We start from the raw sequence: 20824 nt of genomic DNA, 5'->3' as shown, positions 1-20824 counted from the left end.
CCGATGACGTCCCACATGGGGAGGTTAGCGATAAGTGTCGCTGCTGAGCGACGGACGTGACTCTTCAGAGTCATTCTTATTCGTTCCGTCGTGCCGCGTCCTGCGTCCCTTCATGACCTCATGGACGATCGGGATGAGCGACAGCACCAGGATGACCGCCACGCCCGGCAGGATGTAGCGCTCGATGTCCGGGACGCTCGTGCCGAGGTAGTGGCCCGCGAGGAACAGGCTGTCGGTCCACACGACCGCGCCGAGGGCGTTGAAGACCAGGAACCGGCCGGGCGGCATGGCGAGCATCCCGGCGAGCGGGTTGAGGAAGGTCCGCACGATGGGGACGAACCGCGCCAGCACCACCGCCCGGGCCGGGCCGAACCGGTTGAAGTAGTACTCGGCCTTCTCCACCCATTCCCGGCGGAACAGCCGCGAGTCCGGGCGGTCGAACAGCCGGCGCCCGTACCTGGCGCCGAGCCAGTGCCCGAGCTGGGCGCCGGCGATCGCGGCGATCGGCCCGCCGACCAGCAGCCAGGGCAGCGACAGCGGCTGGAACCGCTGCCCGTCGATCTCCGTGACCACGGTGAGGACGCCCGCCGTGAACAGCAGCGAGTCGCCCGGCAGCAGGCAGCCGACGAGCAGTCCGGTCTCGGCGAAGATGATGGCGATCACGCCGATCGTGGCGAAGGTGCCGAACAGGTGCAGCCACGCGGTCGGGTGCAGCCACTCGGTGATGTCCGAGGAGATGAGCGCCAGGTCCACAACGCGAGACTACCGGCCGCCCCGGCGGATCCCCGGTTCATCCGGTCCCGGCGGCGTCGATGTTCCCGCAGCTCACGCCGCTGCGCCCGGGCCGGAGGGGGGCGGCCGGGGCCGGTGACATTCCGCGGGGGCCGCTGGTGGCCCGGCCGGGAGAATTCGAGATACTGGCAGCTGTGGCGCGGCCGTCCGCGGACCGGGCGGGGCCTCGACGCGGCGGCCGACGCGCCACGCCCGGCCTTTCCGTTCCAGGGGCTGCCTGACCTGCGACGCGGTCAACACGGCCGGATGCCCGGCGGCACCATCGCGTAAGAAAGGACGCTCACCATGCCCATCGCGACCCCCGAGGTCTACGCGGAGATGCTCGACCGTGCCAAGCAGGGCGGTTTCGCCTACCCCGCGATCAACGTGACCTCCAGTCAGACGCTGAACGCGGCGCTGCGCGGCTTCGCCGAGGCGGAGAGCGACGGGATCATCCAGGTGTCGACCGGCGGCGCCGAGTACCTGTCCGGCTCCACCGTCAAGGACATGGTCGTCGGCGCCACCGCGCTGGCCGAGTACGCCCGGGTCGTCGCGGCCAAGTACCCGGTCAACATCGCCCTGCACACCGACCACTGCCCCAAGGAGAAGCTGGACGGCTTCATGCGTCCGCTGGTCAAGATCTCCCAGGAGCGGGTGGCGCGGGGCGAGGAGCCGCTGTTCCAGTCGCACATGTGGGACGGGTCGGCCGTCCCCCTGGACGAGAACCTGGCCATCGCCGCCGAGCTGGTCGAGGAGTGCGCCAAGGCCCGCGTGATCATGGAGATGGAGATCGGGGTCGTCGGCGGCGAGGAGGACGGCATCGTCGGCGAGATCAACGAGAAGCTCTACACCACGCCCGAGGACGCCCTGGCCACCGCCGAGGCGGTCGGGCTGGGCGAGAAGGGCCGCTACCTGCTGGCCGCCACGTTCGGCAACGTGCACGGCGTCTACAAGCCCGGGCACGTCAAGCTGCGTCCGGAGGTGCTGAAGGAGATCCAGGACGCGGTCGGCGCCAAGTACGGCAAGGAGCGCCCGTTCGACCTGGTGTTCCACGGCGGGTCCGGCTCCAGCCTGGAGGAGATCCGGCAGGCGGTGTCGTACGGCGTGGTCAAGATGAACATCGACACCGACACCCAGTACGCCTTCACCCGCCCGATCGCCGCGCACATGTTCACCAACTACGACGGCGTGCTCAAGGTGGACGGCGAGGTCGGCAACAAGAAGAAGTACGACCCGCGCTCCTACGGCAAGCTCGCCGAGGAGAGCATGGCCAAGCGGGTCGTCGAGGCCTGCGAGCACCTGATGTCGGCCGGCAAGAAGATCAAGTAAGCGTCGGAGGCGTTCGCGCGGACCCCCGGGCCCCGCCTGGTCCGGGGGTCCGTTGCGTGAGACAACCGCTTACTCTGGAAGCGTGCTGCCCCGCACGTACGAGTCGCAGAACTGCTCGGTGGCCCGCGCCCTGGAGGTCGTGGGGGACCGCTGGACGCTGCTGATCCTGCGCAGCGCGTTCGAGGGCGTGCGCCGCTTCGACGACTTCCAGGAGGCCCTCGGCATCGCCCGCAACGTGCTCACCGACCGGCTCACCCGGCTGTGCGACGAGGGCCTGTTCCGCCGCGTCCGCTACCAGGAGCGCCCCGACCGCTACGAGTACCGGCTGACCCGCAAGGGCGTCGAGCTGTGGCCCGCGGTCATGAGCCTGCTGCTGTGGGGCGACCGGCACTACGCCCCCAAGGGCCCGCCGGTCGTGGTCGCCCACCGCGGCTGCGACGGCGCGCTGACCGACCGTTTCGTCTGCGACTCCTGCGGCGCCCCGCTCGGCCCGAACGACGTCGAGGCCCGCCCCGGCCCGGGCGCCTGACCTCGTCGGCGCCCTGTCCGCGCGAAGGCGGCCCGGGTGCAGCCAGCCCCGCCTCCCGTAGCCGCCGCGCCGACGACGTGATCAACACCGGCGGGGAGACGCGAGGTCGCCGCGGTGCCGGCCCGCCGCCCGGCCGTGCGCGACGTGGTCGCGGTGGGCCGTCCCGACTTGGAGCGCGCCCGCCGGGCCGCCGCCAGCCCTGGACGACCTGCGGCCTGGGTCCGCGCCGCGCGATCTGGAGCTGGTGGAGGCGAGCACGGCTGCTGCCGTCCGGCAACCCCGACCGCCAGGCCCTCCGCGGCATGTCCAAGCCCACGGCGGCACGGCCTCCCATAGTTGCGTCACGCAACCTTGCAGCGGTCCAATAGGTTGCATGACAGAACTGACACTGCTCAGCCCGCTCTCCCTCGGGCCGGCCTCCCTGGACGACGTGCGCGTCCGCCCGTACGGCGTCGGGGACGAGGAGCGCCTGCTGCGCATCTCGCAGCGCCTCTCCCGGCACAGCCTCTACACCCGCTTCTTCATCGGCACCCCGCGCCTGCCCGACGACTACGTCCGCGCGCTGCGCGGGCTCGACCACTGGGACCGCGAGGCGATCGTCGCGCTGCTCGACGACGAGATCATCGGCATCGCCGACTACACCCGCCTGGCCGACCGCCCCGACCACGCCGACGTGGCCGTCCTCGTCGCCGACTCCTGGCAGCGCCGCGGCCTGGCGCGCCTCCTGGTCTCCTGCCTCGCCGACCTGGCCCGGCGCCGCCGCATCGGCGTCTTCCACGCCGACGTCCTCCTCGAGAACAGGCAGGCCCGCGCCGCCATCGCCGCCGCCTGGCCCGCGGCGCGCCCCGTCTGGCACGACGGCTCGGCCCGCTTCCACCTGCCCCTGCCGCGCGTGACCCCGTGAGCGGGCCGGGGTCGCCCGCGGAGGGCGGGTTGATATGGGCGAGCTGGGGGGACTTACGATGAGCCGCATGACCAAGAACCTGCTCGGCGATCCGCCTCCGACGTACCTTCCGGACAACCCCGAAGCCCGTGAGGCCCTGGAGAGCGGCGTCGACCCGTTCGAGGTCGCCGCCCGCCATCCCGCCTATCCGGCGGTGTGGGCCGAGCTCGCCGACCGCGCCTTCGCCCGCGGCGGCGTGATCGACTCGTACGCGTTCGCCCGCACCGGCTACCACCGCGGCCTCGACCAGCTGCGGCGGGCGGGCTGGAAGGGGCACGGGCCCATCCCGTGGGAGCACGAGGGGAACCGGGGCTTCCTGCGCGCTCTGCACGCCCTCGGCCGCGCCGCGGCCGCCATCGGCGAGGAGGACGAGGCGGAACGCTGCCGCGCGTTCCTGCGCGACAGCAGCCGGGCCGCCGCCGAGGCGCTGTCCTCCTGACCCTCGTCCGCCACGGCCGTCGCTGCCGGCATGCGCGGTCTCAGGGGCTGTGAGGTGCGTTTTTCCTCACTCTCCGGGGGCGGGTACGATGCGATCGCAAGAGGCCCCTTCGCGCTTGCGATCAGGGGCCTTCGTCGTGGGAAGGGAAGATCGGCATGCCGGCCATCGTTCTTGTCGGAGCCCAGTGGGGAGACGAGGGCAAGGGCAAGGCCACCGACCTGCTCGGCGGGGACGTCGACTACGTCGTCCGCTACCAGGGTGGCAACAACGCAGGCCACACCGTGGTCATCGGCGACGAGAGCTACGCCCTGCACCTGCTGCCGTCGGGGGTGCTGTCCCCGGACGTGATCCCGGTGATCGGGAACGGAGTCGTGATCGACCCTGCCGTGCTGCTGTCGGAGATCGACGGCCTGAAGGAGCGCGGCGTCTCCTGCGAGCGACTGCTGATCTCCGCCAACGCGCACCTGATCATGCCCCACCACCGGGCGCTGGACAAGGTGACCGAGCGGTACCTGGGCAAGGCCCGCATCGGCACGACCGGCCGCGGCATCGGCCCGGCGTACGCCGACAAGATCAACCGCATGGGCATCCGGGTGCAGGACCTGTTCGACCCGAACATCCTCACCCAGAAGCTCGACCTGGCGCTGCGCGAGAAGAACCAGGTCCTCACCAAGGTCTACAACCGGCGCCGCATCGAGACCGGCCCGATCGTCGAGGAGTACGTCCAGTACGGCGAGCGGCTGCGGCCCTACGTCACCGACACCGCGCTGGTGCTCAACAAGGCGCTGGACGAGGGCAAGGTGGTGCTGCTGGAGGGCGCCCAGGGCACGCTGCTGGACATCGACCACGGCACCTACCCGTTCGTGACGTCGTCGTCCCCCACCGCGGGCGGGGCGTGCGCCGGGTCCGGCATCGGGCCCACGCGGATCACCAAGGTGATCGGCATCCTCAAGGCGTACACCACGCGGGTCGGCTCGGGGCCCTTCCCGACCGAGCTGCTGGACGAGCAGGGCGAGTACCTGCGCAAGACCGGCGGCGAGTACGGCGTGACCACCGGCCGCGACCGCCGCTGCGGCTGGTTCGACGCGGTGATCGCCCGCTACGCCACCCGGGTCAACGGCATCACCGACTACTTCCTGACCAAGCTGGACGTCCTGTCGGGCCTGGAGCGGATCCCGGTCTGCGTGGCCTACGACATCGACGGCGAGCGGGTCGACGAGATGCCCCCGTCGCAGACCGACTTCCACCACGCCAAGCCGATCCTGGAGTACCTGGACGGCTGGAAGGAGGACATCAGCGGCGCCAAGACCTTCGCCGACCTGCCCGCCAACGCGCAGGCGTACGTGCGCGCCGTCGAGGAGCTGGCGGGCGCGCAGATCTCGGCGATCGGCGTGGGTCCGGGCCGCGAGCAGACGCTGTCGCTGCGTCCCCTCGTGTAGCCGGGCGCGCCGCCCCGCGGCGCGACGCGCCCGAGTCGGGGGTGCGCGGAATCACACGCGTCTGACGAGCAGTTCCCCGGTTTCTCACCGGTCGGCCACCAATCGTTCGCGGTGAGCCTGTAGCGTTCCCCGCGTGCATTTCACCGGGGGAGCCGTCGAGCTCCACGGCCATCGAGGAGCGCGAGGCCTTCGTCCGGAGAACACCCTGGCGGGCTTCAAGTACGCGCTGGAACTGGGTGTCGACGCGATCGAGTTCGACGTCGGCATCACCGCCGACGGCGTGGTCGTGCTCAACCACGACCAGGCGCTGTCTCCCGTGACGCTGGCGGACACCGCGCCCGTGCGTCCCGGCGACCCGCTGTTCCCGTATGTGGGCAAGGCCGTCCGCGACCTGACGTTGGAGCAGGTCAAGACGCTGGAGGCGGGCGTGCGCCGCCCGAGCGACGACGACGACCCGTTCGTCCTGACGCAGCTTCCGCTGCCGGGCACCGCGCTGCCGACGCTGGCCGAGACCTGCGCGCTGCTGAGCGGCTGCGGCGTCGTCCTCGCCGTCGAGCTGAAGACGGATCCGGGCTGGTCGGACGCCGACGTGGAGCGCTTCACCGCCGCCGTGGCGGAGGTGCTGGACGAGTTCGGGCTGACCGGCCGCAGCCGGCTGCTGGCGTTCGACTGGCGCGTGCTGACCGCCGCGCAGCGCCACGCCCCCGCCGCCGGGCGGGTCGGGCTGGTGGAGCCGCGCACGCTCGTCCCGGGGTCGCCGTGGCTGGCCGGGGAGCCGCCCGACGATCCCGCCGGAAGCGCCCTGAAGATCGGCGCGACGGCGCTGTCGCCCGAGCGCCGGCTCGCCACGCCCGAGCTGGTGGACCAGGCGCAGACGCTGGCGCTTCCGGTGGTGGTGTGGACGGTCAACGAGCCGGAGGAGATGTCGCGGTTCGTCGACTACGGCGTGGACGCGATCGTCACCGACTACCCCGACCGGCTGCGCGCCGTCCTGGCCCGGCGCGGCCTGCCGCTGCCCGAGCCGATGACCGCGCCGCTTCCCGGTTGAGGCGGCCGGTCCGCCGAGGCCGGCCGACCCGCGCGCCGCCGCGGGGCGCGCGGCGCGGGACGGCGGGTCACAGCCAGCCGTTGCGCCGGAAGCCCCGGTACAGCGACACGCAGGTCACCGCGATGATCCCGAGGACCATCGGGTAGCCGTACTTCCACTTCAGCTCGGGCATGAACTCGAAGTTCATGCCGTAGATCCCGGCGATCGCGGTGGGCACCATGAACAGGGCGCCCCAGGCGGAGATCCGCCGCATGTCCTGGTTGTCGCCGACCGTCACCTGGGTCATGTGCGCCTGCAGGATCGGGTTGAGCAGCTCGTCGTAGGCCTCGACCTGCTCGCGCACGCGGGTCAGGTGGTCCTCGACGTCGCGCAGGTACTCCTTGATCTCCGCGGGGACGAACCGGCGGCCCGACAGGTTGCGCAGCGGCCCGGCGAGCGGCCCGACGGCCCGCTTGAGCTGGATGACCTCGCGCTTGAGCCGGTAGATGCGCCGGGACTCGTCGGTGCGGTCGGGGGAGAACACCGCCTCCTCGACCTCGTCGATGTCCTCCTGGACGGCGTCCGCGACGCACACGTACCCGTCGACGACGCTGTCGGCGACGGCGTGCACGACGGCGGCCGGGCCGAGCGCCAGGCGGCCGGGGTTCTTCTCCAGGCGGCGCCGCACCGGGCCGAGCTCGTTGTGGGCGCCGTGCCGCACCGTCACCACGAAGTCGGCGCCGCAGAAGATCATGATCTCGCCGGTCTCGACGACCTCGTCGCCGCCGGGTTCGCGCTGCACGTACCCGACGGTCTTCATCACCAGGAAGTGGACGTCGTCGTAGCGTTCCAGCTTGGGCCGCTGGTGGGCGTGGATGGCGTCCTCGACGGCGAGCGGGTGCAGGCCGAACACGTCGGCCAGATCGGCCAGCTCGGCGGCGGACGGCTCGTGCAGCCCGACCCACACGAACCCGGCGCTGTCGCCGTCGGCGGTCAGGCGGCCGTCGCGGATGAGGCGGACGGCGTCGGCGACGGTCTCGGTGGACACCCGGTTGCCGTCGATGTACGCGGCCCAGTCGATCACCGCCGTGTCGCGGCGCGGACCGCCGTTGGAGGAGGCGGACGCGTGCGGACGTCCCCGCGTCCGGAACAACGACATCGTCGCGCGACCAGGGCGGACCTTCGTCATGGCCATGAGGTTCTCCTAACCCGCCGGCCACACGCGCGCAGCGCGCGCTCACCCTGGGTCAGCGGAAGGAGCGCGCGAAGCGGGAGGCCGGGCGCCTGGTAGAGGCGGTCAGACGAACAGTCGGATTCGGACTGTGAGGGAGTTCCGGCGTACTGCAAGGATCGCCAGCGCTCATCTTGACCACCTCCTTTCGCTCACGGCCGTCACGTCACAGCCTCGGCAGCCTACCAGTCGACTTTTTCGACGAAGCGGGCGGCGACTCGGTTGACGCCGCGCGGCGTGGTCGTGGTCACTCGACCGAGGGGGGAGGCTCAGAGCGTGCGGACGGCGGCGCAACGCCGTCCGGACACCCGCACTATTATCGCAACATTGGCGGCCGTGTGCGTATGCCCTGGGGAAGAACGGCCGCTGAACAGTCCCGAACGGCTCCGAACGGGATGCGGCCGTCATATCGCGGCTTGGAGCGAAGTCGCCTCCGGGCGGGCGGCTAAGCTCGCGTGACGTGCGAGTACTCGTCCTTGGATCCGGCGGCCGCGAGCACGCGCTCGCCCGCGCCCTCAGCCTTGACCCCGCCGTCGCCGAGGTGCACTGCGCCCCGGGCAACCCCGGGACCGCCGCGCTCGGCGCCAACCACCAGGTGGACGCCACCGATCCGCAGGCCGTCGTGGACCTGGCCCGGCGGCTGGCCGCGGACCTGGTCGTGATCGGGCCCGAGGCCCCGCTGATGGCCGGGGTGGGCGACGCGCTGCGCGAGGCCGGCGTCCCCTGCTTCGGGCCGGACCGCGAGGCCGCCCGCATCGAGGGCTCCAAGGCGTTCGCCAAAGAGGTCATGGCCGCCGCGGGCGTCCCGACCGCCGCGGCCCGCGTCTGCGAGACCCCGGCCGAGGCCGAGGCGGCGCTGGACGCGTTCGGCCCGCCGTACGTGGTGAAGAACGACGGGCTGGCCGCCGGGAAGGGCGTGGTCGTCACCGAGGACCGCGACGAGGCGCTGCGGCACGCCGCCGCCTGCGGCCGGGTCGTCATCGAGGAGTTCCTCGACGGCCCCGAGGCGTCGCTGTTCGCGCTGTGCGACGGCGAGAACGCCGTGCCGCTGATGCCCGCCCAGGACTTCAAGCGCGCCTACGACGGCGGCGAGGGCCCCAACACCGGCGGCATGGGCGCCTACACGCCGCTGCCGTGGGCGCCGACCGGGCTGGTGGACGAGGTGATGGACCGGGTGATCCGCCCCACCGTCGCCGAACTGCGCCGCCGGGGGACGCCGTACGTCGGCGTGCTGTACGCGGGGCTGGCGCTGACGTCCAAGGGCGTGCGGGTCGTGGAGTTCAACGCCCGCTTCGGCGACCCGGAGACCCAGGTCGTGCTGGACCGCCTGGCCACACCCCTGGGCGGGCTGCTGCGGGCGTGCGCGGCCGGGGAGCTCGCCCCCTCGACCCGCCTGGAGTGGCGCCCGGGCGCGGCGGTGACGGTCGTGCTGGCGGCCGAGAACTACCCGGCGTCCCCGGTGAAGGGCGACGTGATCACCGGGCTGGAGGAGGCCGCCCAGGTGCCGGACGCGTACGTCCTGCACGCCGGGACCGGCGTGGACGCCGAAGGGCGGCCGGTGTCGGCGGGCGGCCGGGTGCTCAACGTCGTCGGCACCGGCGCGGACCTGGCCCAGGCGCGGGCCCGGGCGTACGAGGCGCTCGGCCGGATCCGGCTGCGCGGCTCCCACCACCGCTCCGACATCGCCGAAGAGGCCGCCGCCCACGGCGCCTAGGCCCCGCCCCCAGGGCGTCGGCACACGCCGCGACCTGCGAGAATCGGGGGCGTGATCGAACGCTACACGCTTCCGGAGATGGGGCGCGTCTGGAGCGACGCGCACAAGTACGAGCTGTGGTGCAAGGTCGAGACCCTGGTGGTCGAGGCCCACGCCGCGGCGGGCACGATCCCGGCCGACGTCGTGGAGCCGGTGCGCAACGCGCCGCCGCCCACCCCGGAGGCGGTGCAGGAGATCGAGAAGGTCACCCAGCACGACGTGATCGCGTTCCTGTCGGCGTGGGCGGACAACACCGAGCCTCGGGAGGCGGCCCGGTACGTCCACTTCGGCATGACGTCGTCGGACCTGCTGGACACCGCGCTGGCCCTGCAGCTGGTCGAGGCCACCGACATCCTGCTGGCCAAGGCGGACGCGCTGGTCGCGACGCTGCGCGACCACGCCCTCGAGCACCGCGCCACGCTGCGGGTGGGCCGCACGCACGGCATCCACGCCGAGCCGGACGTGTGGGGCCACCGCGTCGCCGACTTCGCGTTCGCCATGGCCCGGTCGCGCGACCGGCTGCGCCGCGCCCGCGAGTCCGTCGGCGTGATGGCGATCTCCGGCGCGGTCGGCACCTACTCCAACATCGACCCGCAGATCGAGCGGCAGGTCGCCGAAAAGCTGGGGCTGCGCCCGGCCGACGTGTCCACGCAGGTGGTGCTGCGCGACGGCATCGCCGAGTGGACGTCCGCACTGGCGATCATGGCGACGGTGTGCGAGGCGATCGCGCTGGAGGTGCGGCACGGGCAGCGCACCGAGGTCCGCGAGCTGTGGGAGCCGTTCGGCAAGGGCCAGAAGGGCTCGTCGGCGATGCCGCACAAGAAGAACCCGATCATCTCCGAGCGGCTGGCGGGGCTGGCGCGGGTCGTGCGGGCGCAGATCGTCCCGGTCATGGAGGGCATCCCGCTGTGGCACGAGCGGGACATCTCGCACTCGTCCACCGAGCGGATCGCGCTGCCGGACGCGTCCATCGCGCTGGACTACATGCTGCACCTGACCGACCGGCTGATGTCCGGGCTGGTCGTGGACAAGGAGCGGATGAAGGCCAACCTGGAGTCCACCGGCGGGCTCATCTACACCTCCACGGTGCTGCTGGAGCTGGTGGAGATGGGCATGTCGCGCGACGACGAGGCGTACCCGCTGGTCCAGAAGGCCGCGATGGAGACGTGGCAGACCGGCGTGCCGTTCCGCGAGACGCTGCGCAAGCACGCCGCCGAGGCCGGTCTGACCCTGGACGAGGCGCGGCTGGACGAGGTGTGCCGCCCCGAGCGGTTCGTGGAGCGCCTCGGCCCCGTGTTCGACCGCCTGGCGGCCCTCACCTGAGCCGCGCACGCGCGCCCCGGCGCGCGCAGCATGAGGAGACGCCGTGACGGTACCCGCACGAGGGAACCGCGAGGGGGGACGCCCGGCCGCCGGCACGGGGGTGCTCACCGAGCTCAACGTGTACCCGTTCAAGAGCGGCCGCGGCACGTCCCTGCGCACCGCGGAGCTGACCCCGACAGGGCTGCGGTACGACCGGGAGTTCATGCTCATCACCCCGGAGGGGCGCTTCCTGTCGCAACGGGACTTCCCCCGGATGGCGCTGCTGCGGCCGTCGTACGACGGCGAGGTCCTCACGGTGGCGTTCGCCGATCCCGCGGTGGACGTCGCGCCGCTCGTTCACAAGGCCGTGCACGACGGGCCCGTGCGGGAGGTGTTCGTCCACAGGTCCGCCTGTCAGGGGGTGGACCAGGGCGACGAGGCCGCCGCCTGGTTCTCCGCCCTGCTGGACGCCGAGTGCCGCTTGGTGCGCTTCACCGGCCGCCGGGCGACCAAGCGGGGCGGCGGCCAGGTCGCGTTCGCCGACGGCTACCCGCTGCTGGTGCTCTCCGCCGAGTCGCTGGCGGACCTGAACGCGCGGCTGGCCGAGCCGCTGCCGATGAACCGGTTCCGGCCCAGCCTGGTGATCGAGGGGCTGGGCCCGTACGGCGAGGACGAGGCGCGGCTGCTGCGGGTGGGGCCCGCGGTGATCGAGCTGGTCAAGCCGTGCACCCGGTGCGTGATCACCACGACCGACCAGGACACCGGGGTGCGCGGCCGCGAGCCGCTGCGCACCCTGGCCGCGTACCGGACCATCGGCCGCGGCATCCGCTTCGGCCAGAACGGCGTCCCGCGCGTGCTCGGCACCCTGACGGTGGGCGACCCGGTGGAGGTCCTGGAGACCCGGCCGCCCGACTCGGACGACGGCCGGTAGCCCCCTCGGACCGCGTCTGACGCCGCCCTCATCGACCGCGCGCGGCGGGGATGCGGGCGTGGAGGGGAAGCTCCGTACGGCCTGGCGGCCGGGCGGGCCGGTGGACAGATCGCGCGGTGGCTCCCCCATCGAGGCCGGCCGCAGTGCCCTCGCCCATGGCCGCAAGCTGCCGGTGCCGCGGCCGCGGTGGGAAACGGCGGGCGGGTCAGCCGATGACGCGGCCGGTGGCCTCGCCGGTGCGCCCGTCGCGCAGGGCCGTCGGCTCGATGTCGACCACCAGGCCGGGCAGGGACGGCACCGGCCTGCTGCCCGCCTCGGCGGGCAGCGCGGCGACCAGATCGTCCAGCGCGGACGCGGGGACGGTGAGCTCCAGCGCGGAGTCGTCGATCTCCCGGGCGGCGAAGGCGTCGCCGGGCCGGAACACGACGTGCGCGTCCCGCCCGCTGACCACCAGGTCGCGCCCGTACGGCAGGCGGCCGCGCAGCGCCTCGGCGATCGCCGGGGCGGGCAGCGCGCCGAACCGGAGGGTGACCGCGCCGGACCGCAGCGTCCAGCCCACGACGTCGACGAGCACCGACCCCTGGCTCGACCCGTCGCGCGCTTCGCCCCGGCGCACGGCCTCGGCCACGTCCGGGTCCGCCAGCAGCGAGCCTCGGCCGAGGTCGGTGACGTACAGCGGCAGGTGCGGGCCGAGCGTCTCCAGCAGCGACCGGGCGTCCCAGCGCCGCGCCGACTGGTACTCGTCGTGGGTCAGCCCGACGATCTGCAGGAACTCCACCCGGCCGTGCGGCGTGGAAATCGCGCCGAGCTCCGGGTCCTGGACGAACGCGGCGGCGCGGATCGCGGTGTCGGCGCGATCGGCGGCGATCGGCCCGTTGAGGTCGATGTGGTGCCCGGCCTCGAACCAGTTGCCCGTCCGGAACACGTACCGGGCGAGGTTCTGCAGGAAGTTCGCCGCCCAGACCGGCGGTTCGTCGTCGGCGGGCCCGTGGGGGTCTCTGGCCAGCCGGAACGTGAACTCGAACCCCCAGCCGGACTCGTCGGGATTGGACGACTCCTTCTCGTACAGCTCGGTCATCCCGTACGAGACGTAGTGCCAGTGCGGCACCGGGTCGTCGCGCCGGTAGGCGCTGATGCCGTCCAGGGGGTCCGGGCCGCCCAGGGACCACTTGAGGACGGTGCCCCAGTGGAACGGTTCCGTGTCCCCGTAGACGCGCCCGAGAGCACCGTCGATCGCGTCCCAGCCGGGGGCTGATTCATCCATAGACCGTCACCTTAGTCCGGCATGGGGGACACGTTACGACGAAACACGGCACGCTGAGGGCACTCGTCTCGAACTTCGAGGAGCCCACGTGCGATCTAACAGAGTGGCCGGCGGAACGAGGTCTCCGGTCCGGACGCCTCATCGGCGTCACGGTGGTTTACTTGGGCGCGCCGACGCACAGGGACACCGTCCGGCGCACGCGGTCACCCCCGTCTCCCCGCCGGGCGGACGGGCAGGCCAAGTCCCCCATCGGCTCAGCAGACCCACTGTTCTCGCAGCTAAAGGAGTCAATCGGGATGACCATGGGCCACGAGGTCCGCTACCGCCTGAGCGGCGGGCGGCGACTGCACGGCACCGTCTTCGTCCAGGGCGCCAAGAACGCCGTCCTGCCGATGATCGGCGCCTCGCTGATGGCCGCCACGGGCCGCACGGTCCTGCGCAACGTCCCGATCATCGAGGACGTGCGGCGCGCCGTCGAGCTGGCCCAGGCCGTGGGCGCCAAGGCCGAGCTGCACGAGGCCGAGCGCACGTTGGTGATCGACGCCTCCCGGCTGGACAGCCCGGTGCTCCCGGCCGACATCGCGTCCCGTTTCCGCGGCTCCTTCCTGTTCGTGCCCGCGCTGCTGCACCGGCTCGGCGAGGCGGTGATCGAAGGCGTGGGCGGGTGCAACCTGGGCAGCCGGAACCTGGACTTCCACTACAACGGCTTCAAGCGGCTCGGCGCCACCGTCACCGAGCAGATGGCCGGCGGCGGCAACGGGATCATCCACATCAAGGCGGGCGACCTGCGCGGCGGCACACTGTACTGCGACACGCCGTCGCACACCGGCACGGAGAACCTGATCATGGCCGCCGCGCTGGCCAAGGGGCGGACGCTGATCAAGAACGCTGCGCTGGAGCCGGAGGTGCTCGACCACATCGCGCTGCTGCAGGCCATGGGCGCGCGCATCAGCGGCGGCGGCACCGGGTTCATCACCGTGGAGGGCGTGGACGCGCTCAGCGCCGTCGAGCACACCGTCATGCCCGACCGCATCGACGCGGGCGTGTTCGTCATGGCCGCCGCGATCACCGGGGGCGAGCTGAACCTGGTGGGCGCGTCCCTGGAGCACCTGGGCGTGGCCGCCGACAAGCTGGAGCAGATGGGCGTGGAGTTCCACCAGCAGGGGGCGGTGCTGCAGGTGCGCCGCGAGCGCCCGCTGCGGCCCATCAACGTCATCACCGACGAGTACCCCGGGTTCGCCACCGACCTGCAGTCGCCGATCATGGCGGTGTCCTGCCTGGCCGACGGCCAGTCCTACATCTACGAACGGATCTTCGACGGCCGGTTCAAGCTGGCCGGGGAGCTGCGCAAGATGGGCGCCGACATCGAGGTCAACGGCAACCGCGCCAAGGTCAGCGGACCGCGGCCGCTGCGCGGCGCGCAGGTGCAGGCGCACGACCTGCGCTGCGGCAGCGCCCTGGTGCTGGCGGGCCTGGCCGCCGAGGGCGAGACCGTCATCAGCAACGGCTACTACCTGGACCGCGGCCACGCGCACACCGCCGAGCGGCTCTCCCAGCTGGGCGCCGAGATCGTCCGCGAGACCGACTGACCGGCGCCGCGCTCCGCCCGACCGCCCGCCGCCGCACGGCGCGGGCGGTTCGCTTTTCTGCCGGTTTGCCCCCTCGGCGCACCCCTTGCCGGACCCGCCGCGAGGGGCCTGGCTTGTCAAGGTCGCTTGTAACGTCCGGCGCCGGGGCGCGGTCCTTACTGATGCTGCGCACCTCAGTCACGGGCGTCGGAAAATCACCAAGATTGGGTTCGCGACCCTCTCGTTCACGCACAGTAAGCGCTTCGGCACAGCGCAGAAGAGGCTTCGCAACGCGCCCTCCACACCTCCTTTGAGCGCCTGACCAGCGGGCACAGACCCCCCTGGGACCCGGGATCGGCGCCCCGCGGGTGTCCGAGCTGACGTTTTGCTTGATTTTTGGCGAGGGTCACCGCGAGATAGGCGCAATTCGGGCGACCCGTAAACCAAACGCACGCTACAGGGGTCATCTCAATGCGCATCAGCACCACGGCGGCGCCGTTGCCGTGTTTTCGGGTCTTGCCTTTCATCTTCGGACGACCGAAGATGCAGGATCAAGACTGACCGATTGGTGACAAATTACTGACTGAGGGGTCGCGTAGGTTACTTTTTCGCCGCACTCTTGATTCGATTTCGCGTCTGGGCGTCACACAACGTCGCCCTGACCCGATCTGCCCACTGAGGAACGAATCGCACGGGAACTGCGGTGCAGGGTCAGAAGGCAGGGGCGACAAGCCATGAGTCAACCGTTGGGCGGAGCGTGCGTGAACGCAGGGTCGGGGCGGGGGCCCCGCCGAGAGGCCGAGCGGGAAGCGGGCGGTCGCCGATGACCGCCGCGCGAACGGGCTCGGCGACACCGGAGCTCACGATCGGAGTCGTGGGCCCCCATGACCTGGTGGAGCGGGTCATGCTGATGGGCCACGGACCGACGCCGGTGCCGAGCCGGCTGGTGGCCGCCGCGTACCGGGACGAGCAGGAGGCGGCCGACAAGGTCGTCCGGCTCGGCTCGGGCGTGGACGTGTGCCTGTTCGCCAGTCCGGTGCCCTATGACTTCGCCCGCAAGGCCGGGGTGCTGACCATGCCGGCCACGTACGTCCCGCTGAACGGCGCCGCCCTGCAGGGCGCGCTGCTGCGGGCGTCGCTGGACGAACGCTACGACCCCACCCGGGTCAGCATCGACGTGCTGGGCCGGGCCGAGGTCGAGGAGGCGTACGCCGAGATCAACCTGGCCACCGACGGCGTGCACCTGCGCGAGGAGGCGGCCGGGCCCGGCACGCTGGCCGCCTTCCACGAGCGGCTGTGGCGGCGCGGCGCCACCACGGTGGCGATGACGTGCGTGCACGCCACCGCCGAGCGGATGGAGATGGCCGGGGTGCCGACCATCCGGGTGCGCCCGACCGGCGCGGCGATCCGCAGCTCGCTGCAGACCGCGGCGCTGCTCGGCGCCCACCACCGGTTGGAGGAGTCGCAGCTCGTGGTCGTCCTGGTGGACGTCCCGACGCTGCGCGAGACGCCGCGCCGGGTGACCCCGCGGTACTGGCGCGACGAGCTGAAGCTGGCGCTGCACCGGGTGCTGCTGCAGGAGGCGCACCGCATGAACGCCTCGGTGTGGCCGCTGGACGACCACAGCTACCTGGTCATCGCCACCCGGGGCTCGGTCACCGCCACCACCGAGGGTTTCCGCACCCCGCCGTTCGTCGAGCGGGTCCGCGAGGAGCTGGGGCTGGCCATCGAGGTCGGCATCGGCATGGGCCGCACCGCGCACGAGGCCGAGACGCACGCGCGGGCCGCGCTGGCGCGGTCGCAGAGCTCGCAGCGCACGCAGGGGTTCGCCCTCGACCGGGACGGCCGGGCGCTGGTCCCGGCCCCGCGCACGCCGCCGCGGGCGCAGCCGCAGGCCAAGCCCAAGGGGCTGGAGATCCTGGCGCGGCTGGCCGACAAGCTCGGCGACCAGGAGCAGCCGCTGATCGTGGACGCCGAGAACGCCGGCAAGATGCTGGGCGTGACGCCGCGCACGGCGCGGCGCCTGCTGCGCACGCTGGTCGAGGAGGGCCTGGCCTGGCCGCTGCCGCCCAACCGGACGCCGCAGCCCGGCCGCCCCCGCCAGCTCTACCGGCTGATCGTCGAGAAGCTGGGCCCGAGGTCCGGCACCGGCGCCTGATCCGCCGCGGGCACCGCGCGCGGGCGGGCCGAGGGCGCGTTCCACCGCCCGGCCTCAGGCGCCGCGGCGGCGTCCCACGTGCGCCGACGGCCGCATGTCCAGGCGGCAGCCCGCGCAACGGAACGAGCCGCGGCGGCCACGCCGCCGGTCGTGCGCGCCTGCGTCCCGCCTCGGGTCGCGGCGCGGCACGTCGCGGCCCTGCGAACGGTTCGAGCGGCGACGGCGGCTCGGCCGACGGACGCACGGCCGGCCGAGCCACGAGGCCAGGCGGAGGGCCGCCTCAGTTGCGGTGCGGGAAGGCGCGGGCGACGGCGAGGAAGGCGTCGTTCTCCTCCGCGGAGCCGATCGAGACCCGGGCGCCCTCCCCCGCGAACGGCCGCACGCTGACGCCCTGCGCCTCGCAGGCCGCGGAGAACTCCATGGTGCGCTCCCCGAGCCGCAGCCACACGAAGTTGGCCTCCGTCGGCGGCACCGTCCAGCCGTCGGCCAGCAGCGCGTCGCGGACGCGCTCGCGCTCCTTGACGGTCTCGTCGACGCGCGCCAGCAGCTCGTCGGTGGCGGCCAGCGACGCCACGGCGGCGGCCTGCGCGACGCTGTTGACGCAGAACGGCAGGTAGGTCTTGCGGATCGCCTCGGCCACCTGCGGGTGCGCCACCAGGTAGCCGACGCGCAGCCCGGCCAGCCCGTAGGCCTTGGAGAACGTGCGCAGGACGGCCACGTTGGGCCGGTCGCCGTACAGGGTCAGGCCGTCGGGCACGTCCGCGTCGCGGATGTACTCGCGGTACGCCTCGTCCAGCACCACCAGGCAGTCGGCGGGCACCCGGTCGAGGAACGCCTCCAGCTCGGCGCGCCGCACCGCCGTGCCGGTGGGGTTGTTGGGGTTGCAGACGAACACCGCGCGGGTCCGCTCGGTGATCGCGTCGGCCATCGCGGCCAGGTCGTGCGTCTCGTCCCGCAGCGGGACCTGGACGGACGCGGCGCCCGACAGCGACACCAGCAGCGGGTAGGCCTCGAACGAGCGCCAGGCGTACACCACCTCCGCGCCGGGCTCGCCGACCGCCTCCAGCAGCATCTGGGTGACCCCGACCGACCCGCAGCCCACCGCGATGTGCTCGCTCGGGACGCCGTGCCGGGCGGCGATCGCCTCCACCAGCTCGGCGCAGGCGTTGTCGGGGTAGCGGTTGACGCTCGCGGCGGCCCGGCTGATCGCCTCCAGCACCGACGGCAGCGGGCCGTGCGGCGACTCGTTGGACGACAGCTTGTACGAGCGGCCGTCCGGCGAGACGGCCCGCTTGCCGGGCTTGTAGGCCACGAACCGGTCCAGGACGGAGCGGAAGCGCGGTGTGGGTGCCTCGGACACCGTTGTCCTCCGTAGCGGTCGAGGTGGTGGCTCCAGGGTACGGACCGGCCCGGCGGACGCTGAAGGACCTACGAGCCGGACGCCTGTCGCAACATCCAGCAAATCGTAACGATACGGACGAACTCCCAGTCCCGGGTACCGTTCGGGCGCCAGCCGCGCCGGAACACCTCCTCGGTGAACTCGTGCAGGTACCCCAGCAGCGCCTCGGTCTGCGACCGTCCGGGCGCCAGGCGCATGTCCCGGATCTCGGCGGCGTGCTGGTCCACGGCCGCGACCAGCGCGGGCGAGCCGGCCATCTCGGCGACCCCCGCCTCCCCGATGTCGCGGACCAGCAGGCTCAGCCGCTCCGATAGATCATCCATGCCGGACAAGCTAGCAACGCGCGCGACCGGTCGTGTCGCCAGTCCCGAAACCCGTTCGCCTCGCTCCGCGCGACGTCGCATCCGGTCAGGACGCGGCTACCGCCCGCGCTCCGCCGTGCCGTTCCCAGCCCCCTCGGCCGCCGTGCGGGCGCCCTGTCTCCGCGGCGTCCGGTGCGGGGCAGGGCGCGGGGTCAGGTGTGGGCGTGCTCGTTGGAGGAGGGGGTGCGGTCGGGGCGGGGCCGGAGCATGGGCGGGCGGAGCTGTTCGGCGTCGCCGCGGCGGTAGAGCTGGGCGGGGCGGCCGCCGTCGCGGGTCGTGGTCCGGCCGGTCGGGATCAGGAAGCGGTCGGCGCCGGTCACCTTGCGGTGGAAGTTCCGCGGGTCGAGCGGGCAGCCCCACACGATCTCGTAGACGCGGCGCAGCTCGGCCACGGTGAACTCGGGCGGGCAGAACGCGGCGGCCAGCGAGGTGTACTCCAGCTTGGCGCGGGCCCGCTCCACGCCGTCGGTGAGGATGCGGCGGTGGTCGAAGGCGGCCCGGTCGCGGTGGATCAGATCGTCCACCGGCGTCCACAGCACCTGGGCGCGGCTGGAGGCGGGCAGGTCGGGGGCCAGGCCCAGGTAGGCGACGCTGACCACGCGCTGGCGCGGGTCGCGGTCGGGGTAGCCGTAGGTGGCCAGCTGCTCGAGGTGGATGCGCACGTCGGCGAGCCCGGCGCGTTCGGCCATCAGCCGCGCCGCGGCGACCGGCAGGTCCTCGTCGAGTTGGATGAACCCGCCGGGCAGCGACCAGCAGCCGTTGTACGGGTCGCGGTCGCGCCGCCACATCAGCGCGCACAGCCGGTGCCCGCGGACGGTGAGCACGACGAGGTCGACGGTGACGGCGAGCCGGGGCACGGTCATGTCATGAACGTTACCGGCTGACGGTGCGCACTGGCCGCCGCTCGGGCGGGCGGTCCGGACGAAAGCCCCTCCGGGAGGCGGCCCGCCGCGCGCGGGCGCCTCCCGGAGGGGCCTCGGAGAACTCGTCAGCCGTCCTGGCCGACGGGCCGGTCGTCCCGCGCGCCGTCGGCCGCCGCGGCCGGGACGCCGGACGGGGTCGTCCGGCCGTCGGGGGCGAGGCCGCCGTTCATCCCGGCGAGCAGCTGGCGCGCCAGGCCGAGCCCGGTGCCGCCCAAGGTGAGCGCCTTGGCCAGCATGTCCTCCACGCCCTGGGCGCCGTTCAGCACCACCATGTTGTCGACGTTGCCGAACACCTTGGCGGCCGCCTCGACGATCTGCGGCCAGTTCTCGGCGAGCTGCTGGGCGATGACGGCCTCCTGGTTCTCGGCCAGCGCCGCGGCCCGCGCCTTGATCGCCTCGGCCTCGGCCAGACCCTTCTGCCGGATCGCATCGGCCTGCGCCTCGCCGAGGATGCGGGTGGCCTCGGCCTCCCGCTGCGCCTTGAGCTGGATCTCCTTGGCCTGCGCCTCGGCGAGGCGGATGCGCTCCTCCCGCTCGGCCTCGGCCAGCTTGACCCGCTCGTAGGCGCGGGCGTCGGCGGGCTTGCGGATCTCGCTCTCCAGCCGCTTCTCGGTGCGCTCGGCCTCCAGCTCGGCGTTGCGGGTCTCCTTGAGGATGACCTCCTGCCGGGCCTGCTGCTCGGCCTGGCGGACCTGGCCCTCGTACTCGGCCTTCTTGATCTCGGTGTCCCGGATCACCGCGGCCTTCTGCCGCTCGGCCTCCTGCTCGCGCTCGGTGGCCTCCTGGTCGCGCTCGGCCTCGGCGATGCGGGCGGCGGACGCCACCCGGGCGGCGTGCGGACGGCCCAGGTTGGTGATGTAGCCGGTCTCGTCGTCGATCTCCTGGATCTGCAGCGAGTCGACGACCAGGCCCAGCTTGCTCATCTCGTCGGCGGCCGAGCTGCGCGTCTCGCTGGTCAGCCGCTCCCGGTTGAGGATCAGGTCCTCCACGGTCAGGTTGCCGATGATCGACCGCAGGTGGCCGGTGAACAGCTCGTGGATGGCGCCGTCCATGGAGGCCTGCTGCTCCAGGAACCGGCGGGCGGCGTTGGCGATGGACACGAAGTCGTCGCCCACCTTGTAGATCACCACGCCGCGCACCCGCACCGGGATGCCCTGCTGGGTGACGCAGTTGACCTCCAGGTTGGCGGCCCGGCTGTCCAGCCGCAGCCGCCGCGCCACCTGGAACCCGGGCAGCACCGCGGTGCCCTTGCCCGTCACGATCTTGAAGCCCAGGCTGTCCACGCCGTCGATCGGCTTGGACCGCGCGCCGAGCCCGGAAATGATCAGCGCCTCGTTCGGTTCGGCGACGCGCCAGACCATCTTGAAGAGGATGATCAGCACGATCAGCGCGACGACGACCGCGGCGGCTATTGCTAGGGACATGCGGCCTCCTACCGGTCCTCCAACCCCCGACG

General features: G+C 72.7%; 18 protein-coding genes. 11 read left to right on the top strand and 7 right to left on the bottom strand.

Going from position 1 to position 20824, the window contains the following annotated elements; all coding sequences use genetic code 11:
- Positions 1 to 24: 24 nt before the first annotated feature.
- A complete protein-coding gene (locus tag AR3_RS01795; protein ID WP_067907262.1) occupies positions 25 to 753 on the bottom strand; it encodes a DedA family protein in 729 nt (242 codons plus the stop codon).
- A gap of 324 nt (positions 754 to 1077) precedes the next feature.
- Between AR3_RS01795 and fbaA the strand changes: the two genes are divergently transcribed.
- The 6 genes from fbaA (at position 1078) to AR3_RS01765 (ending at position 6498) form a co-directional block, all read left to right on the top strand.
- A complete protein-coding gene (gene fbaA, locus AR3_RS01790) occupies positions 1078 to 2100 on the top strand; it encodes a class II fructose-bisphosphate aldolase (RefSeq protein ID WP_067907260.1) in 1023 nt (340 codons plus the stop codon).
- 82 nt (positions 2101 to 2182) lie between these two features.
- Positions 2183 to 2629 (top strand): winged helix-turn-helix transcriptional regulator, encoded by a 447-nt coding sequence (locus AR3_RS01785; protein WP_067907259.1) that lies wholly within the window; start codon positions 2183 to 2185, stop codon positions 2627 to 2629.
- A 373-nt stretch (positions 2630 to 3002) separates the two neighbouring features.
- Complete coding sequence (locus AR3_RS01780; protein ID WP_067907257.1) at positions 3003 to 3533, top strand: GNAT family N-acetyltransferase; 531 nt, start codon at positions 3003 to 3005, stop codon at positions 3531 to 3533.
- A 58-nt stretch (positions 3534 to 3591) separates the two neighbouring features.
- Entirely contained in the window at positions 3592 to 4011 is a 420-nt protein-coding gene (locus AR3_RS01775; protein ID WP_217998413.1) for a DUF3151 domain-containing protein, read from the top strand.
- A gap of 155 nt (positions 4012 to 4166) precedes the next feature.
- On the top strand, positions 4167 to 5450 hold the full coding sequence (locus tag AR3_RS01770) for an adenylosuccinate synthase (protein WP_067907253.1): 1284 nt from the start codon (positions 4167 to 4169) through the stop codon (positions 5448 to 5450).
- 133 nt (positions 5451 to 5583) lie between these two features.
- A complete protein-coding gene (locus AR3_RS01765; RefSeq protein ID WP_067907252.1) occupies positions 5584 to 6498 on the top strand; it encodes a glycerophosphodiester phosphodiesterase family protein in 915 nt (304 codons plus the stop codon).
- Positions 6499 to 6565: 67 nt separating this feature from the next.
- On the opposite strand, the gene AR3_RS01760 is transcribed toward AR3_RS01765, so the two are convergent.
- Positions 6566 to 7672 (bottom strand): magnesium and cobalt transport protein CorA, encoded by a 1107-nt coding sequence (locus AR3_RS01760; RefSeq protein ID WP_067907250.1) that lies wholly within the window; start codon positions 7670 to 7672, stop codon positions 6566 to 6568.
- Between the two features lie 496 nt (positions 7673 to 8168).
- Here AR3_RS01760 and purD point away from each other — a divergent pair, with 496 nt between their 5' ends.
- Genes purD through AR3_RS01745 form a run of 3 tightly spaced genes read left to right on the top strand, consistent with a single transcriptional unit; the run spans position 8169 to position 11694 of the window.
- The gene (gene purD / locus AR3_RS01755) at positions 8169 to 9422 is read left to right on the top strand and encodes a phosphoribosylamine--glycine ligase (RefSeq protein ID WP_067907248.1); all 1254 of its coding nucleotides are present in this window, start codon (positions 8169 to 8171) and stop codon (positions 9420 to 9422) included.
- 51 nt (positions 9423 to 9473) lie between these two features.
- Entirely contained in the window at positions 9474 to 10784 is a 1311-nt protein-coding gene (gene purB, locus AR3_RS01750) for an adenylosuccinate lyase (RefSeq protein WP_067907246.1), read from the top strand.
- 43 nt (positions 10785 to 10827) lie between these two features.
- Positions 10828 to 11694, top strand: a complete 867-nt coding sequence (locus AR3_RS01745; protein WP_083950833.1) for an MOSC domain-containing protein — start codon at positions 10828 to 10830, stop codon at positions 11692 to 11694.
- A 205-nt stretch (positions 11695 to 11899) separates the two neighbouring features.
- Here AR3_RS01745 and AR3_RS29225 read toward each other — a convergent pair whose 3' ends face one another.
- Complete coding sequence (locus tag AR3_RS29225; RefSeq protein WP_083950832.1) at positions 11900 to 12958, bottom strand: suppressor of fused domain protein; 1059 nt, start codon at positions 12956 to 12958, stop codon at positions 11900 to 11902.
- Between the two features lie 302 nt (positions 12959 to 13260).
- On the opposite strand from AR3_RS29225, the gene murA reads away from it, so the two are divergent.
- Together murA and AR3_RS01730 are read left to right on the top strand one after the other, a co-directional pair.
- A complete protein-coding gene (gene murA, locus AR3_RS01735; RefSeq protein ID WP_067907331.1) occupies positions 13261 to 14547 on the top strand; it encodes a UDP-N-acetylglucosamine 1-carboxyvinyltransferase in 1287 nt (428 codons plus the stop codon).
- A gap of 868 nt (positions 14548 to 15415) precedes the next feature.
- Positions 15416 to 16684, top strand: coding sequence for a transcriptional regulator (locus AR3_RS01730; protein WP_067907328.1), 1269 nt, complete (start codon positions 15416 to 15418; stop codon positions 16682 to 16684).
- Positions 16685 to 16964: 280 nt separating this feature from the next.
- On the opposite strand, the gene hisC is transcribed toward AR3_RS01730, so the two are convergent.
- From hisC to AR3_RS01710, 4 genes are all read right to left on the bottom strand, one after another.
- Positions 16965 to 18044: a histidinol-phosphate transaminase gene (gene hisC, locus AR3_RS01725; protein ID WP_067907242.1), complete on the bottom strand. Its 1080-nt coding sequence runs from the start codon at positions 18042 to 18044 to the stop codon at positions 16965 to 16967.
- A 68-nt stretch (positions 18045 to 18112) separates the two neighbouring features.
- A complete protein-coding gene (locus tag AR3_RS01720; protein WP_067907240.1) occupies positions 18113 to 18406 on the bottom strand; it encodes a DUF6401 family natural product biosynthesis protein in 294 nt (97 codons plus the stop codon).
- A 191-nt stretch (positions 18407 to 18597) separates the two neighbouring features.
- Positions 18598 to 19308, bottom strand: a complete 711-nt coding sequence (locus AR3_RS01715) for an NUDIX hydrolase (RefSeq protein ID WP_067907325.1) — start codon at positions 19306 to 19308, stop codon at positions 18598 to 18600.
- Positions 19309 to 19433: 125 nt separating this feature from the next.
- Complete coding sequence (locus tag AR3_RS01710; protein WP_106259033.1) at positions 19434 to 20792, bottom strand: SPFH domain-containing protein; 1359 nt, start codon at positions 20790 to 20792, stop codon at positions 19434 to 19436.
- Positions 20793 to 20824 lie beyond the last annotated feature (32 nt).

It is taken from the genome of Actinomadura rubrobrunea NBRC 15275 (genome assembly GCF_001552235.1).
Taxonomy (GTDB): Bacteria; Actinomycetota; Actinomycetes; order Streptosporangiales; family Streptosporangiaceae; genus Spirillospora; species Spirillospora viridilutea.
This window is presented reverse-complemented; position numbering and strand designations above follow the sequence as displayed.